A 15,558-nucleotide genomic window follows, 5' to 3' on the forward strand; every position below is an offset into this window, starting at 1 on the left:
TACGGGTAGATTTCTCCCTGGGAAGGACGATCATGTCGACGGACGACGGCAACGAGCGCAAGAGCAACGAGGGGCGCTCGGGCGACCGCGCGTTCGGACGTGATCGGCCGTCGCGTGATGGCGGATCCGCGTCGCGCGGTGACCGCCCCGCCCGTCGCGACGGAGACGCGCGTCCCTTCCGCCGGGAGGGTGAGCGTCCCGCCCGCCGCGACGGCGACCGTCCGTTCCGTCGCGAGGGAGACCGTCCCGCACGTCGCGACGGCGACTCGCGCCCCTTCCGTCAGGACGGGGATCGTCCGTTCCGTCGGGATGGGGATCGCCCGGTGCGCCGCGACGGTGATCGACCGGTTCGCCGTGACGGGGATGCACGTCCGTTCCGTCAGGACGGGGATCGACCGTTCCGTCGGGACGGGGAGCGCCCGGTGCGTCGTGATGGCGACCGTCCTCTGCGTCGTGATGACAACCGACCGGTGCGTCGTGACGGGGACTCGCGTCCGTTCCGTCGGGACGGCGAGCGCCCGGTGCGCCGTGATGGCGACCGTCCCGTGCGTCGTGATGGCGACCGATCGGTGCGTCGTGACGGGGACTCGCGTCCGTTCCGTCGGGACGGGGATCGCCCGGTGCGGCGCGATGGCGACCGTCCCGTGCGGCGCGACGGTGACCGTCCGGTGCGTCGTGACGGGGACTCGCGTCCGTTCCGTCAGGACGGGGACCGCCCCGTGCGGCGCGAGGGTGATCGCCCCTTCCGGAAAGACGGCGACCGAGCGCCCTACCGCGGGGGCGAGGGTCATCCCGCCCGCCGCGACGGCGACTCCCGGGGCTTCGGTTCCGGTGACCGTCGACCGTCGCGCGACAGCCGTCCGGGCGCCGGCGCCCCCCGCCGTTTCGATCGTGACGACGCGCGTGCCACCCGGCCTCCCCAGGATCGTCGCGAGCGCGGCCCGGAGCTGCCCGAGGACGTCACCGCCTTCGACCTCCCCGGTGCCGCGCGCAACGAGCTGAAGACGCTCAGCAAGGACAACGCCGACAACGTCGCGCGTCACCTTGCGATGGCCGCCCGGCTGATCGACGACGACCCGGCCCTCGCGCATCAGCACGCCCTCGCGGCGTCGCGCAGCGCAGGACGCGTCGGCGTCGTGCGCGAGACCGTCGCCATCACGGCGTATGCGGTGGGTGACTTCGCTCTCGCGTTGCGCGAGCTGCGGACGCATCGTCGCATCACGGGCTCGGACGAGCAGCTGCCGCTGATCGTCGACAGCGAGCGTGGCGTCGGACGCCCCGACCGCGCGCTCGAGGAAGGCCGAGCGGTGGACCGCACGACCTTGTCCGTCCCCGTGCGCGTGCAGCTCGCGATCGCCATGTCGGGTGCGCGACTCGACCTCGGACAGACCGACCGTGCCCTGCAGGAGCTCGAGATCCCCGAAGCCGACCCGGACCGCGCGTTCGAGTGGAGCCCCGCGCTGTTCTCCGCGCGGGCGGCGGTGCTCGAGGAGCTCGGGCGCGACGAGGAAGCATCCGAGTGGCAGCGACGAGCAGACATCGCCGCCGAGGCGCTCGACGCGGCGGCCGGAGTGGCCGATCGCGAGGTCATCGTCGTCGAGGAGATCGACCTGATCGATCACGAGGGCGGAGTGGACGTGGCATCCGGTGTCATTCCCCTCGAGGAGTCCGCGGACGAGGCGGACGCGGAGGTCGGCGACGACGAAGGCGGGGCCGAGTCCGAGGACGCCGCCGCCGACGGCCCCGCGGATGCCGCGGACCCGTCGTCAACGGACGACGAGGCTGGGGACGCGCGATGATCTTCCGCCGCGCCGCCGCGCCGGCGACGCCGCTGGACGGGGTGGACGTGGTCCTCTCCGATCTGGACGGGGTCGTGTACGCCGGTCCGGGCGCCCTCCCGCACGCGGTGGATAGTCTGAACCGCGCGCAGGACGAGGGACGCCGGCTGGGGTACATCACCAACAACGCCTCCCGGACCGACGCCTCCGTGGCGGAGCACCTGAGCTCGCTCGGACTGCGCGTCGTCGCCGAAGACGTCACGACGAGCCCCCAGGCGGCGATGCGCCTCATGAAGGATCTCGTTCCGGCGGGGTCGACGCTGCTGGTCATCGGCGGCGAGGGTCTCGTGGTCGAGGTCGAGAAGGCCGGTTTCGTCGTCACGCGCAGCGCGGACGACTCTCCCGCCGCGGTCGTGCAGGGCTTCGCTCCCGAGGTCGGCTGGAAGCACCTCGCGGAGGCCGCGTACGCCCTCGCGACGCCGATCGAGGACGGCGGCATCCCCTGGGTGGCGACCAACACCGATTGGACGATCCCCCAGGCGCGCGGGATCGCACCGGGGAACGGAACCCTGGTGTCGGCCGTGCACACCGCCGTCGGACGTCTCGCGACGATCGCCGGCAAGCCCGAACGGCCCATCTTCGACGAGGCCGTGACCCGCACCGGGGCGACGTCGCCCCTGTTCATCGGCGATCGTCTGGACACCGACATCCAGGGCGCGCGCACGGCGGGTATGCCCTCGCTCCTCGTCCTGACCGGGATCGACCGCCCGAAGCAGGTCCTCGCGGCGCCGCCGTCGCAGCGGCCCGACTACATCGTCGAAGACCTCCGGCAGCTGTTCGAGCCGTACCCGGCGACCATCGTCAAGGGCGAGCGCACCCGCGTGGGCGACGCGATCGTCGAGATCGACGGCGTCGACCTGCGCATCGTGGCGGAGGGCGGCCGGCAGATCGACCTCCTCCGCGCGGGAGCGGCGGCGATCTGGAACTCCGGGCGGGCCATCTTCGGCTTCCGTGTTCCGGAGCAGCTGTACGCGGACCCCTTCCGGGCGCGCTGACGTCGGTAGCATGGCATCCATGTCGGACAGCGAAGACCCGGATGTCTCGACGGAGCTGATCGATCGCCTGCGTCTGATCGAGGAGCAGCCTCTGCACGCGCGCGCCGACGCCTACGCCGCGGTGCACGACGAACTGGCCCGGCGCCTCGCATCGGCGCCGACCGATCCCGCCGCGGCGTCGCGCCCGTGACCTCCCGCCTCGACGCCGAGCTCGCCGCCCGCGGGCTCGCCCGCTCGCGTTCGCACGCATCGCAGCTGATCGCCGCCGGAGTCGTCAGCGTGGACGGCAAGCCGGTGGTGAAGCCGTCGACGCCCGTCGGCGCCGCAAGCGACATCACCGTCGCGGGTGCCGATCACTACGTCAGCCGGGCGGCGCACAAGCTGATCGCCGCGCTCGACGCCTTCCCGATCGAGGTGGCGGGGCGCACGGCGCTCGACCTCGGCGCCTCGACCGGCGGATTCACGCAGGTGCTTCGCGAGCGCGGTGCCCGGCCCGTTCTCGCCGTCGACGTGGGGCACGGACAGTTGTCCACCGTCGTGGGGAGCGACCCCGACGTGGTGTCGGTGGAGGGGTATAACGTGCGGTTCATGACCGCCGATTCCCTCGCCGCCGCAACCGGCATCGACGAGCGGCCGAGCGTGGTCACCGGCGATCTGTCGTTCATCTCCCTGCACCACGTGCTGCCGGCGGTGGCGACAACCGCGGCGAGCGAGGCGGATGTCGTGCTGCTGATCAAGCCGCAGTTCGAGGTGGGACGGACCGCGGTCAAGGGCGGCCTCGTGACCGACCCTGCCCTGCGCTCCGATGCGGTGCACGGCGTCCTGTGGGCGGCGTGGGACACGGGGCTGCGCACGGCCGGACTGATCGCGTCGCCCCTCGTCGGGACCCACGGCAACCAGGAGTATGTCGCGTGGTTCTCGGCCGTCCGGGGCGGTGACCCCTCAGAATGGGAGAGCACCGTGACCGAACTGACCGGAAGCCGATGACCCCCAGCGATCGCCGAATCCTCCTCGTCGTGCACGCACGCCGCGATGACACCGTCCATGCCGCCGAGCGCATCCTCACCGCCGTGCGCGCCGCGGGGGCGACTCCCGTCGTCTCGGCGGAGGACCGACCCGAACTCGCCGAGCGGCTCTCGCTCGAGGGAGTCGAGACCCTCGGCATCGATGTCGACATCGCCGACGTCGAGCTCGCGATCGTCCTCGGTGGCGACGGCACGATCCTGCGCGCGGCCGAGACCGTGCGCGGGGGGCGCGCTCCGATCCTCGGGATCAACATGGGCCACGTCGGCTTCCTCGCCGAGATCGAGCGCGACGACATGGACGACGCCGTCCGCCGCGTGATCGCCCGCGACTACACCGTCGAAGAGCGTCTCGCCCTGGCCGTCCGGGTGCTGGATGCCGACGACACCGTCATCTTCGAGACCTGGGCGCTGAACGAAGCCACCGTCGAGAAGGCCAGCCGCGAACGCATGCTCGAGGTCGTCATGGAGGTCGACGGTCGTCCGCTGTCGTCCTTCGGGTGCGACGGCGTGGTCGTCGCTTCGCCGACGGGATCGACGGCCTACAACTTCTCGGCCGGGGGACCGGTCATCTGGCCCACGGTCGAGGCGATCGCCGTGGTGCCCCTCTCGGCCCACGCGCTCTTCGCGCGCCCGCTCGTGGTGAGCCCCGACGCGACCGTCGCCGTCGAGGTGCTCGAGCGCACGAGCGGGAGCGGCATCCTGTGGTGCGACGGGCGACGCTCGCACGAACTGCCGCCCGGTGCCCGCGTCGTGGTGCGGCGGTCGTCGCGCCCGGTGCGGCTGGCGCGACTGCATCCCGCGGCGTTCACCGATCGGCTCGTGCGCAAGTTCCGCCTGCCCGTCACGGGCTGGCGCGGGGCGACGGGAGGCACCGCGTGATCGAGGAGATGCGGCTGAAAGACCTCGGGGTCATCGCCGACGCCACGCTGCCGATCGGCCGCGGGTTCACGGCGATCACCGGCGAGACCGGCGCCGGCAAGACGATGGTCGTCACCGGACTCGGTCTGCTGCTGGGGCAGCGTGCCGACTCGGGAGCCGTGCGCTCGGGGGCCGCACAGGCCGCCGTCGAGGGCGTCTGGCTGGTGCCCGAAGACGGGCCGGTCGCCGCTCGCGTGCGCGAAGCCGGGGGCGACGTCGAACCCGTCGGCGAGGGCGCGGCGGAGCTGTACCTCGGCCGCACGGTGTCGAGCGAGGGTCGCGGGCGGGCCACCGTGGGCGGGCGGACCGCCCCGGCCGGGGTGCTCGCCGATCTGGCCGACGACCTCGTCGTGGTGCACGGGCAATCCGATCAGCTGCGCCTGCGCTCGGCATCCGCCCAGCGCGATGCGCTCGATCGCTTCGGCGGCGAGCCGGTGGCGACGGCACGGGCGACCTATCGCGCCGCGTGGGACACCTGGCGTGCGCTCGACGCCGAGCTGTCGACCCTCACCGGTGATCGCGACGAGCGCGCGCGCGAGGCGGAGCAGCTGCGCGCGGCCATCGCCGATATCGAGGCCGCGGCGCCGCTCCCGGGCGAAGAAGACGAGCTGGCCCGTCGCGCGGAACGACTGGCCAACGCCGAGGAGCTCCGCGTCGCCGCGGTGACCGCGCACGCCGCCCTCTCGAACGAAGACGGGGCCCCCGACGTCGTGTCCCTGCTGGCGGAGGCCCGCCGCGCCCTGGAGCGCATCTCGGGCAGCGACGCCGCTCTCGCCGCGATCGGCGAGCAGATCGCCGATCTGGGCTACCGCGCCACCGATGCCTCCGTCGCGCTTTCGGGGTACCTCGCCGACCTCGACGAGTCCGGCCCGCACGAGCTCGCGGCCGTCGACGAGCGCCGCGGGGTTCTCGCCGCCCTCGCCCGCACCCACGGCTCGGTCGACGCCGCGATCGATCTGCTCGCGACCGGGTCGGCCCGCCTCGTCGAGCTGGACGACGACGGAGACCGTCTCGAACGACTCGCGGCCCGACGCGACGAGGCCGCCCGCGAACTCGACGCCGCCGCCGACGCCCTGACGTCGGCCCGCCGCGAAGCGGCGGAACGCCTCGGTGCGGCCGTCACCGAAGAACTGCACGCCCTGGCGCTGCCCGACGCGAGGCTCACGGTCGACGTGGCTCCCGCCTCTCCGGCCGCGCACGGGCGCGACGACGTCGCCATCCTGCTCGCGCCCCACCCCGGGGCCGACCCGCGACCGGTGTCGCGGGGCGCCTCGGGCGGCGAGCTCAGCCGCGTGATGCTGGCCATCGAGGTCGTGATCGCCGGCGTCGACCCCGTGCCGACGTTCGTCTTCGACGAGGTGGACGCGGGAATCGGCGGCGCCGCGGCGATCGAGGTCGGTCGACGCCTGGCCCGCCTGGCGGAGTCGTCGCAGGTGATCGCGGTCACCCACCTCGCCCAGGTGGCGGCCTTCGCTGGCAACCACCTGACGGTCGTCAAGGGCAACGACGGCGCGGTCACGGCATCCAGCGTCCGACGCCTCGACGGAGCCGAGCGCGAGGCGGAGATGGCGCGACTGCTCTCGGGACTCAGCGACTCGGATGCCGCCCTCACCCACGCCCGCGAGCTGCTGGAGACCGGGCGGGCACGCTGACCCGACCGCGCCCGACCCCTGATCGACACGCGGGCGTGACCCGGATGTCGGAAGGGGCTGTCAGACTCTGAGGCGAACCCCCACACCCGACTGATAGGATCGAAGCCCGTGATGCAGACTTCGGACGCGGGACATTCAGACAGCACGACCTTCACGACGAAGCACATCTTCGTGACCGGAGGAGTCGTCTCCTCCCTGGGCAAAGGCCTGACGGCGGCAAGCCTCGGCAACCTCCTCACGGCCCGCGGACTCCGCGTGGTCATGCAGAAGCTCGATCCCTATCTCAACGTGGATCCGGGCACCATGAACCCCTTCCAGCACGGCGAGGTCTTCGTGACCGACGACGGCGCCGAGACCGACCTCGACATCGGGCACTACGAGCGCTTCCTCGACATCGAGCTGAGCCAGGCCGCCAACGTCACCACGGGCCAGATCTACTCGCAGGTGATCGCGCGCGAGCGTCGCGGCGAGTACCTCGGCGACACGGTGCAGGTGATCCCGCACATCACCGACGAGATCAAGCGGCGCATGCGCCTGCAGGCCAGCGAGAGCCCGCAGCCCGACGTCATCATCACCGAGATCGGCGGCACGGTCGGCGACATCGAGTCGCAGCCGTTCATCGAGTCGGCCCGTCAGATCCGCCACGAGCTCGGTCGCAAGAACGTCTTCTTCGTGCACGTGTCGCTCGTGCCGTTCATGGGCGCCTCGGGCGAGCAGAAGACCAAGCCCACGCAGCACTCCGTCGCGACGCTGCGATCCATCGGCATCCAGCCCGACGCCCTCGTGCTGCGCAGCGACCGCCCCGTCACCGAGTCCAACAAGCGCAAGATCGCGCTCATGTGCGACGTCGACGAGGACGCGGTCGTCAACGCGATCGACGTGCCGAGCATCTACGACATCCCGTCGATGATGCACGACCAGGGCCTCGACGCGTACATCGTCGACGCCCTCGAGATCGCCAAGGCCGCCGACGTGGACTGGACGCGCTGGAACCGCGTGCTGCAGGCGGTGCACAACCCCAAGCACGAGGTCACGATCGGCCTGGTCGGCAAGTACATCGACCTGCCCGACGCCTACCTCTCGGTCACCGAGGCCATCAAGGCCGGCGGTTTCGGCCAGGAGACGCACGTGAAGATCACGTGGATCCCCTCCGACCTGTGCGAGACGCCCGAGGGCGCCGCGAAGGCCCTCGGCGCGGTCGACGGCATCATCGTCCCCGGCGGTTTCGGCATCCGCGGTATCGAGGGCAAGCTCGGCGCGCTGCGCTTCGCCCGCGAACAGGGCATCCCCACTCTCGGCATCTGCCTCGGCCTGCAGTGCATGGTCATCGAGTACGCGCGCACCGTCGCCGGGCTCGAGGGCGCCTCGTCGAGCGAGTTCGACCCCGACACCGCCCACCCCGTCGTGGCGACGATGGCCGAGCAGGTCGACATCCTCGAGAGCGGCGACCTCGGCGGCACGATGCGCCTGGGTCTGTACCCGGCCGCGCTCGCCGAGGGCTCGCTCGCGGCCGAGGTCTACGGATCGAGCAACATCTCCGAGCGCCACCGTCACCGCTACGAGGTCAACAACGCCTACCGTCAGCAGCTGAGCGACGCGGGGCTCGTCTTCTCGGGGCTCAACCCCGATCTCGACCTCGTCGAGTTCGTCGAGCTGCCGCGCGACGTGCACCCGTACTACATCGCCACGCAGGCGCACCCCGAACTGCGCTCGCGGCCGACCGAGCCCCACCCGCTGTTCCGCGGGCTCGTCGGGGCGGCGCTCGAGCGTCACCGCTCGAGTGAGCTGTTCGACGTCGAGGAGGACTGAGATGGAGTCGCTGCGCGACGAGCGGGTCGACCTCGAGGTCGTCTCGACCGACCTCGTGTACGAGGGTGCCGTGTGGGACGTGCGCAGCGACACCGTCCGGTACGGCGACGGCGAGATGACGCGTCAGTACGTCGAGCACCCGGGAGCCGCGGCGGTCGTCGCGATCGACGACGAGGGTCGCGTCGTCCTCATCCAGCAGTACCGCCACCCCATCAAGGAGCGCGACTGGGAGATCCCGGCGGGACTGCTCGACGTGGCCGGAGAGCCGCCGCTCGAGACGGCGAAGCGCGAGCTGACCGAAGAGGTCGACCTCGAGGCCGACCGCTGGCAGCACCTGCTGTCGATGCACACCACCCCGGGCGGGAACGACGAGGTCGTGCACCTCTTCCTCGCCCGCGGGCTGCGCGAGGTCGAGACCGACTACGAGCGCGAGCACGAGGAATCCGACATGCGGGTCGAGCGCGTGCCGCTCGACGACGTGATCGACGGGGTCATCGCGGGGCGTCTGCGCAACGGCATCCTGGCCGCGGGGGCGCTCGCGGCGGCCGAGGTCCTGCGCCGCGAGGCCGCGTCGGCCTGACGTGGAGCTCGAGCGCGCGGTCGACACCTACCTGCGACACATCGCGCTCGAACGGGGCCTGTCGGATCACACGGTCGCGGCCTATCGGCGCGACCTCGAGGTGTACACGGCGTGGCTCCGCGCGCGCGACGTCGTCGAGGCCGAGGCGGTGACCGCCGAGCTGGTCGCCGCCTTCGGCGCGGAGCGGGCCTCGGCCGACCCTCCGCCCGCGGCGTCGTCGCTCGCGCGTCTGCAGTCGTCGGTGCGGGGGCTGCACCGCTTCCTCGTGCGCGAGGGGCGGACCGAGGCGGATCCGAGCGGGCGTCTGCGGCCGCCCAAGACGCCCCGGCGCCTGCCGAAGGCCCTGACCGTCACGCAGATCGACGAGCTGCTGGATGCCGCGGGGCCGGCGCCCGGATCGCTCGATGCGTCGGCGGCGGAGCCGGTGGCCGTCCGCGACCGGGCGCTGCTCGAACTGCTCTACGCCACGGGCGCGCGCGTGTCGGAGATCGTGCAGCTCGACCTCGACGACCTGTCGCACGGCGACCTGCTGCGCGTGCGCGGCAAGGGCGACAAGGAACGCATCGTGCCGGTCGGCTCCTACGCGCGCGCCGCCGTCGAGGCCTATGCGACGCGCGTGCGCCCCACCCTCGCGGCACGGGGACGCGCGACGCCGCGGCTGTTCCTCGGGGTGCGCGGAGCCCCCCTCTCGCGGCAGAGCGCGTGGCTCATCATCCAGGCCGCGGCCGATCGCGCCGCCCTCACCGCCCACGTCTCGCCGCACACGCTGCGCCACTCGTTCGCGACGCACCTGCTGCAGGGCGGTGCGGACGTGCGCGTCGTGCAGGAGCTGCTCGGTCACGCGTCGGTCGCGACCACCCAGATCTACACGCACGTCTCCGTCGACGCCCTTCGCGACGTGTACGCGACGGCGCACCCGCGGGCGCGGTGAGGGGCGACGTGTCGGCGGGGCGGCAATGCGGATCACGGATGCGGGGAGGGGCTCGGCCGAGCCCGGAGAGGGGATGCCGATGAGCGCATCGGACGCATCGACGACCCGGAGGAGACTGCTCGACGGCGGGCTGGCCCTCGCCGCACTGATTCCGTTCGCCGTGCTCGGTCTGATCGGGGCCGTGGTCTGCCTCTCCTCGCTCGCGGGAACGGGCTCCGGCGGCGAGGAGGGGGAGACCCTGGTGCTGAGCCTCCTGCTCGGGGCCGTGTCCGTCGCCTTCTGCCTGCTGGCGGCGGGGGCGTCGGCGCGCGGGGGCCGCCTGTCGTGGCCGCGCGCGCTCTGCCTGGTCGCCTTCGTCACGATCCTCTGGACGGCTGCCACGTTCGGCCTGTGGGGCACCGGCGCCTTCCTGCTCGTCGCCGATCTCCCGTGGGTGTTCTCCCTCATGGTCGTCACCGGGTTCACGCTCCCGGTGGCGGGCCTCGGCATCCTGGGGCTCGTCGTCGTCGCGATCGTCCGGCGCGCTCGGGGCCGGGGCGCGCCGGACATCACCGAGGGGCCTGGGAGACTAGGGGGATGACCGCCACCCTCGTCGCCCAGAACCTCGCCGGGGGATACGGCCACCGCACGCTCTTCGAGGGCGTCGACCTCACCGTCGCCCCGGGCGACGTGGTCGGGCTGGTCGGGGCCAACGGCGCCGGGAAGTCGACCCTGCTGCGGCTGCTCGCGGGCGCCGACGAACCCCTCGCCGGAACCGTGGGCCTCGCTCCCGCCGACGCCTTCGTGGGCTGGCTCCCGCAGGAGCACGAGCGCGTACCGGGTGAGACGGTCGCCGCCTACATCGCGCGGCGCACGGGCTGCGCCGAGGCCGCCCGCGAGATGGATGCCACCGCCGCGGCGCTGGGCGACCCCACCGCCGTCGGCGCCGACGACGCGTACGCGACGGCCCTGGAACGCTGGCTCGCGAGCGGCGCCGCCGACCTCGACGAGCGCATGCCGCAGGTGCTCGCCGACCTGGGGCTGGAGGTGGGGCCGGATGCCGCGATGACCGGCCTCTCCGGCGGACAGGCGGCCCGCGTGGGTCTGGCGGCCCTGCTGCTGTCGCGTTTCGACATCGCCCTGCTGGACGAACCCACGAACGACCTCGATCTCGACGGACTCGAGAGGCTCGAGGCGTTCGTGCGCGGGCTGCGCGGCGGGGTGGTGCTCGTCAGCCACGACCGCGAGTTCCTCGCACGCTCGGTGACCCGCGTCCTGGAGCTCGACCTCGCGCAGAATACGCACCGGATCTACGGCGGGGGATACGACTCCTACCTCGAGGAGCGGGCGACGCTGCGCCGTCAGGCGCGCGAGAAGTACGAGGAGTACGCCGAGACGAAGGCCGACCTGGTGTCGCGGGCGCGCACGCAGCGCGAGTGGTCGAGCCAGGGCGTGCGCAACGCGATGAAGAAATCGCCCGACAACGACAAGATCCGCCGCAAGGCCGCGACCGAGTCGAGCGAGAAGCAGGCGCAGAAGGTACGACAGATGGAGAGTCGCATCGCGCGCCTCGAGGAGGTCGAGGAGCCGCGCAAGGAGTGGCAGCTCGAGTTCACCATCGGGTCGGCACCCCGGTCGAGCTCGGTCGTGTCCACGCTCTCCGGAGCGGTCTTCCGCCAGGGGACGTTCGTGCTCGGCCCGGTCTCGCTGCAGGTCAACGCCGGGGAGCGGATCGGCATCACCGGGCCGAACGGTGCCGGGAAATCGACGCTGCTGCGCGGCATCCTGGGCCGTCAGTCACCCGATGAGGGGACGACGTCGCTCGGGACGAGCGTGGCGATCGGCGAGATCGATCAGGCCCGGTCGCTGCTGGTGGGCGAGCGCCCGCTCGCCGAGACATTCGAGGCGCTGGTGCCCGAGATGAACGCCGGCGAGGTGCGGACGCTCCTGGCGAAGTTCGGGCTCAAGGCCGATCACGTCACGCGGCCCGTCGACGGTCTCTCGCCGGGCGAGCGCACGCGCGCGGGCCTCGCGCTGTTGCAGGCTCGGGGCGTCAACGTCCTCGTGCTCGACGAACCGACCAACCACCTCGACCTCCCCGCGATCGAACAGCTCGAGCAAGCGCTGGGCTCGTACACGGGGACGCTGCTGCTGGTGACGCACGATCGGCGCATGCTCGCGGCCGTCGAGACCGACCGTCGCTGGCACGTCGAGGCCGGGCGGGTCACGGAGCTATAGCCGCCAGGCGCTCGCGGGTGCTTCGCGCAAACGGGCTGAGCGGCGAGGAACGCCCCGAGTCTCGGGACCGTTCAGCGTTCATCGTGACGCAGGGGGCCGCAGGTCAGCGGCCCTGGCGCTTCTTGTACGGCTTGGGCTGGCCCTTCACGATCGGGGCGCGGCCCTTCCCCTTGTTGGCCTTGGCCTTGCCGCCCCCGGGGGCCTTCTGCCTGGGTGCGGGGGGAGGAGCGTCGGCGATGCGGCGGTGGGCCTCCTCGAGCAGCAGGGTGCCCGCCGGGAGCAGACGCGTGGGAGCCGTGCGCTGGACCAGCGGCTGGCCCACCTCCTCCTCGAGCTTGTCGAGCGTCGTGTAGAGCGAGGCGAGCGGGATGCCGAGCTTCTCGGCCGCGCGAGGGAAGTGCAGCTCCTCGGCGAGGGCGGCGAACCGGACGAGGTGCTCGAGCTTCATGGCATCCATTCTCCCGTGTGCGTGCCGACATCACACGATCGGCCCGAGATCACTCGTCGCGGTCGGTCCGTGACGTGTGACCTCGAGCCGATCGTGTGATCTCGCGAGGGGCAGGGGGCGTGCCCGCCCGGGCGGGGTCAGGCGGCGGCGGATGCCAGGAAGCGGTCCGCCGTGCGCAGCGACAGCGCCATGATCGTCAACGCCGGGTTCGCGGCGATCGCCGAGGGGAAGACGGAGTTGTCGCAGATCCACAGGTTCGGGATCTCGTGCGAGCGGCCGTCGGCGTCGACGACGCCGTCAGAGGGGTCGGTCGACATACGACAGGTGCCGATGGTGTGGGCCGTGCGGGCCAGCACCATCGTGTCGCGCGCTCCGGCCGCCTCCATCACGCGCAGCATGAACGCCGTCGCGTGCCGGTCGATCGCCTTCTCGTTCTCTCCCGCGGTGAAGGTGACGCGCGCCCGGGCGATCCCGAACTCGTCGGTCTCGTCGCTCAGCACGAGCAGATTGTCGTCGGAGGGCAGGCAATCGGCGTTGATGCCGATGCCGGCCATGAACCGGTACTGATCCAGCCGCTGCATGAGCTCCGGACCCCACAGGCCGCCGCCGCGCACGAGCGTCGTCGACAGCGTCAGCGGCATCACGCCCAGGCTCTGGACGAGGTACCCTCCGGCGAAGTCCGCATCGGCGGGACGCATCATGTCTTCGGAGATGAGCGACGACGGGTAGCCGCGGTGCCCGCGCACCGGCTCGTCGAAGCGGCCCCACACCTGCGTCGCGCCGTGCGCGAGGAAGTTCCGGCCGACCTGGCCGTTGTCGTTGGCGAGTCCGGTGTGCAGGAGGAGGCGGGGTGTCTCGACGCCGCCGCCGGCGAGCACGAGCGCGCGGCACCGCTGGCGACGGTCCACGCCGTCCTTGCGGTACACCACGGCCGCGACGTGCCCGCGCTCGTCGAGTTCGATGCCGTGCACCATCGACTCGCTGCGGATCTCGGCGCCGGCCGCGACCGCCGCGGGCAGGTACGTATTGGCGGTGGAGGCCTTGGCATCCACCCGGCATCCCTGGTGGCACTCGCCGCAGTTGATGCACGCCCCGCGCTCGCCGTGGTGATCCTGGAGTCGCGCTCGCGTGAGCACGGCCGCGGGGGCGTCGGCCCAGCGCACGCCGAGGGCGTCGCAGCCCTTGGCGACGAGGTTCGCCGGCGCGTTGCGCGCCGCGGGGGCGTACGCGTAGGTGCGGCTCGGATCCCATGGGTAGGGAGTCGGGCCCGAGACGCCGATGTCGCTCTCGACGCGCTCGACGTAGGCGAGCAGTTCGTCGGGGTCGACCGGCCAGTCGCGGCCCACTCCCGATTCGCTGCGCAGCGCGAGGTCGCGCCGATCGGGACGCGGGGTGAAGGCGCCCCAGTGCAGCATCGAGCCGCCGACGCCGCGACCGCTGTTGTTCGGGCCGAACGCCGTGGGGTCGTCACCGCCGCTCAGTCGCTCCGACATCCAGTTGATCTCGACGGCCTCGGTCTCGTCGGGCGTCAGATCATCGAGTGCGAAGTGGCGCCCGGCCTCGAGCGCCACGACGCTGAGTCCCTTGCGGGCGAGTTCGTTCGTCAGCGGCGCGCCACCGGCGCCGGTTCCCACCACGACGACGTCGACCGTCTCGTCGTCGGTGAAGGTGCGCATGCCGTCGAGGTTCATGCGGCGTCTCCTGTCGCGATCGTGCCGCCGACGTTCGACGGCTCCCAGTCTTCTCGGCGGCCCAGCCGCAGTTCCACGTAGCCGCGCATCGGCGAGCCGCCCGTGGCGAATCCGTCGTAGCCGACCCGCGCCATGCTCGCCGGATGCGCGAGCCACTGCCGCACGAGGTCGTTGCGCACGTCCTCCAGCCACACCTTCAGCTGAGCCGCGTCGAGAGCGCCCTCAGCGGTGCTGTCGGCGGCGCTCTCGCCCTCGATCGCCTCGCGCAGGACACGCGTCCGGTCGGCGGGATCGGTCGGCCAGTGGCGGGCGAGCGTGTCGAGCCCCGCCCGGTACGCTTCAGGGTCGGTCGGCAGGTCGGCGTTGCGCCAGCCGTCGCCCTCGCCGCGCGCGAGCTGCGCGTCGACGCGCGCGGCGATGTCGATCGCGGGGCCGTCCTGCGGGACGACCAGGTCGGCGATCTCGCGCAGCAGGGTGAGCTGGGCGAGGTCGAGCACCTCGGGGGCGTACCCGCGGTCGTCGGGAAGAGCGCGCCGGGCCAGGATGCCGCGCACCCGGGTATCAACGCGATCGCCGGCGATGAGGCGGACCCACTCGTCGGCGACCACGGGCCCCACCCGGATCTCCTCGTCGACGAAGCGTTCGATGGCCGCGGCGGCCTCGGCGTCGCGCTCGAGCGGGATCAGGTGACCGGTGTCGGCGAGGGGGACGAAACGGGCTCGTGGGTACACCGAGGCCAGCAGGCCCGGTTGGGCGGCCGCGCCGAGGTCGGCGTCGTCCTCTCCGGCGAGCACGAGGGCGGGGAGGTCGAGCGTGCCCACCTCGGCCGTGGCGTCGACGCGGCTCCCCGTCTCGAGCCAGGTGCGCCAGGCCGCGGGGGAGGTGCGGCGGAGGTCGTCGATCGCGGCGGCGTGCGCCGCGTCGTCGAGGGGCTCGGCGGTGTTCTGCGCGAGGAAGGTCGCGGCATCCTCGTCGGAGAGGCCGCCGTCGGACACCCACGACAGCATGCGCTCGCGGCGCTCCTCGTCCATGGGTTCGGGGCGCGGGGGCGAGGGGGCCATCAGCACCACGCCGGCGAGGCCGAACAGCCGCGCCTCGCCCCGCAGGACGCGCGACGCCACGAGCGCGGTGACCTTGCCGCCCATGCTGTGCCCGCCGAGCAGCCAGGGGCCGCCAGTGTGGGCCGCCAGCGCGCGCTCGACGTGCGCGACGGTCGAGGAGAGGTCGGTCTGCGTCGCGGACGCCTCGGAACCGAAACCGGGCAGGTCGATTGCGACGAGGCGCACGCGGCCGGCCAGCCTCTCGGCCACCCGATCGAACGAGCGGGCGCTCGCGCCGAGCGCGTGCAGCATGTACAGGGTTAGGGGCGCCTCGTCGGGGACGGAGGCGGTGTCTTCGGACATGACATCACCGTTTCGCACCGCGGGCACGCGGGAGGGTCGGTTGCGGATCTC

General features: G+C 72.5%; 14 protein-coding genes. 11 read left to right on the forward strand and 3 right to left on the reverse strand.

The window, feature by feature from the left end:
- The first annotated feature begins 719 nt into the window (after positions 1-719).
- From FB047_RS17315 to FB047_RS16520, 11 genes are all read left to right on the forward strand, one after another.
- Positions 720-1,799 (forward strand): hypothetical protein, encoded by a 1,080-nt coding sequence (locus FB047_RS17315; protein WP_240752882.1) that lies wholly within the window; start codon positions 720-722, stop codon positions 1,797-1,799.
- A complete protein-coding gene (locus tag FB047_RS16480; RefSeq protein WP_136588295.1) occupies positions 1,796-2,833 on the forward strand; it encodes an HAD-IIA family hydrolase in 1,038 nt (345 codons plus the stop codon). Before FB047_RS17315 ends, FB047_RS16480 begins: the two co-directional genes overlap by 4 nt.
- 19 nt (positions 2,834-2,852) lie before the next feature.
- Positions 2,853-3,023, forward strand: a complete 171-nt coding sequence (locus FB047_RS17030; protein WP_167494276.1) for a hypothetical protein — start codon at positions 2,853-2,855, stop codon at positions 3,021-3,023.
- Positions 3,020-3,820, forward strand: a complete 801-nt coding sequence (locus FB047_RS16485; RefSeq protein WP_136588296.1) for a TlyA family RNA methyltransferase — start codon at positions 3,020-3,022, stop codon at positions 3,818-3,820. The genes FB047_RS17030 and FB047_RS16485 overlap by 4 nt, the downstream gene beginning before the upstream one ends.
- Positions 3,817-4,737 carry an NAD kinase gene (locus FB047_RS16490; protein ID WP_136588297.1) on the forward strand — a complete coding sequence of 307 codons (921 nt, stop codon included), beginning with the start codon at positions 3,817-3,819 and terminating at the stop codon, positions 4,735-4,737. Before FB047_RS16485 ends, FB047_RS16490 begins: the two co-directional genes overlap by 4 nt.
- The gene (gene recN, locus FB047_RS16495) at positions 4,734-6,428 is read left to right on the forward strand and encodes a DNA repair protein RecN (RefSeq protein ID WP_136588298.1); all 1,695 of its coding nucleotides are present in this window, start codon (positions 4,734-4,736) and stop codon (positions 6,426-6,428) included. Before FB047_RS16490 ends, recN begins: the two co-directional genes overlap by 4 nt.
- Before the next feature lie 111 nt (positions 6,429-6,539).
- Positions 6,540-8,237, forward strand: coding sequence for a CTP synthase (locus FB047_RS16500; protein WP_136588321.1), 1,698 nt, complete (start codon positions 6,540-6,542; stop codon positions 8,235-8,237).
- A gap of 1 nt (position 8,238) precedes the next feature.
- Positions 8,239-8,817: an NUDIX domain-containing protein gene (locus FB047_RS16505; protein ID WP_136588299.1), complete on the forward strand. Its 579-nt coding sequence runs from the start codon at positions 8,239-8,241 to the stop codon at positions 8,815-8,817.
- 1 nt (position 8,818) lies between these two features.
- Positions 8,819-9,748, forward strand: coding sequence for a site-specific tyrosine recombinase XerD (gene xerD, locus FB047_RS16510; protein ID WP_136588300.1), 930 nt, complete (start codon positions 8,819-8,821; stop codon positions 9,746-9,748).
- Positions 9,749-9,827: 79 nt separating this feature from the next.
- Positions 9,828-10,328, forward strand: coding sequence for a hypothetical protein (locus FB047_RS16515; protein WP_136588301.1), 501 nt, complete (start codon positions 9,828-9,830; stop codon positions 10,326-10,328).
- Positions 10,325-11,965: an ABC-F family ATP-binding cassette domain-containing protein gene (locus FB047_RS16520; RefSeq protein ID WP_136588302.1), complete on the forward strand. Its 1,641-nt coding sequence runs from the start codon at positions 10,325-10,327 to the stop codon at positions 11,963-11,965. Before FB047_RS16515 ends, FB047_RS16520 begins: the two co-directional genes overlap by 4 nt.
- 103 nt (positions 11,966-12,068) lie before the next feature.
- Here the strand turns inward: FB047_RS16520 and FB047_RS16525 are convergent, their stop codons facing one another.
- The 3 genes from FB047_RS16525 to FB047_RS16535 all read right to left on the reverse strand — a co-directional run bounded on the left by FB047_RS16525 (position 12,069) and on the right by FB047_RS16535 (position 15,507).
- Positions 12,069-12,413: a helix-turn-helix domain-containing protein gene (locus FB047_RS16525; protein WP_136588303.1), complete on the reverse strand. Its 345-nt coding sequence runs from the start codon at positions 12,411-12,413 to the stop codon at positions 12,069-12,071.
- A 137-nt stretch (positions 12,414-12,550) separates the two neighbouring features.
- Positions 12,551-14,104 carry a GMC family oxidoreductase gene (locus tag FB047_RS16530; RefSeq protein ID WP_136588304.1) on the reverse strand — a complete coding sequence of 518 codons (1,554 nt, stop codon included), beginning with the start codon at positions 14,102-14,104 and terminating at the stop codon, positions 12,551-12,553.
- Positions 14,101-15,507, reverse strand: a complete 1,407-nt coding sequence (locus FB047_RS16535) for an alpha/beta hydrolase (protein WP_136588305.1) — start codon at positions 15,505-15,507, stop codon at positions 14,101-14,103. The genes FB047_RS16530 and FB047_RS16535 overlap by 4 nt, the downstream gene beginning before the upstream one ends.
- Positions 15,508-15,558: the final 51 nt, after the last annotated feature.

Source organism: Microbacterium hydrothermale (assembly GCF_004854025.1).
GTDB lineage: Bacteria > Actinomycetota > Actinomycetes > Actinomycetales > Microbacteriaceae > Microbacterium > Microbacterium hydrothermale.

Coding starts and splice junctions, on each gene's coding strand:
- FB047_RS16500 (WP_136588321.1), top strand. CDS start 6,540: ATGCAGACTTCGGACGCGGGACATTCAGACAGCACGACCTTCACGACG.
- FB047_RS16520 (WP_136588302.1), top strand. CDS start 10,325: ATGACCGCCACCCTCGTCGCCCAGAACCTCGCCGGGGGATACGGCCAC.
- FB047_RS16530 (WP_136588304.1), bottom strand. CDS start 14,104: ATGAACCTCGACGGCATGCGCACCTTCACCGACGACGAGACGGTCGAC.
- FB047_RS16535 (WP_136588305.1), bottom strand. CDS start 15,507: ATGTCCGAAGACACCGCCTCCGTCCCCGACGAGGCGCCCCTAACCCTG.
- FB047_RS16480 (WP_136588295.1), top strand. CDS start 1,796: ATGATCTTCCGCCGCGCCGCCGCGCCGGCGACGCCGCTGGACGGGGTG.
- FB047_RS17030 (WP_167494276.1), top strand. CDS start 2,853: ATGTCGGACAGCGAAGACCCGGATGTCTCGACGGAGCTGATCGATCGC.
- FB047_RS16505 (WP_136588299.1), top strand. CDS start 8,239: ATGGAGTCGCTGCGCGACGAGCGGGTCGACCTCGAGGTCGTCTCGACC.
- FB047_RS16515 (WP_136588301.1), top strand. CDS start 9,828: ATGAGCGCATCGGACGCATCGACGACCCGGAGGAGACTGCTCGACGGC.
- FB047_RS16525 (WP_136588303.1), bottom strand. CDS start 12,413: ATGAAGCTCGAGCACCTCGTCCGGTTCGCCGCCCTCGCCGAGGAGCTG.
- FB047_RS16490 (WP_136588297.1), top strand. CDS start 3,817: ATGACCCCCAGCGATCGCCGAATCCTCCTCGTCGTGCACGCACGCCGC.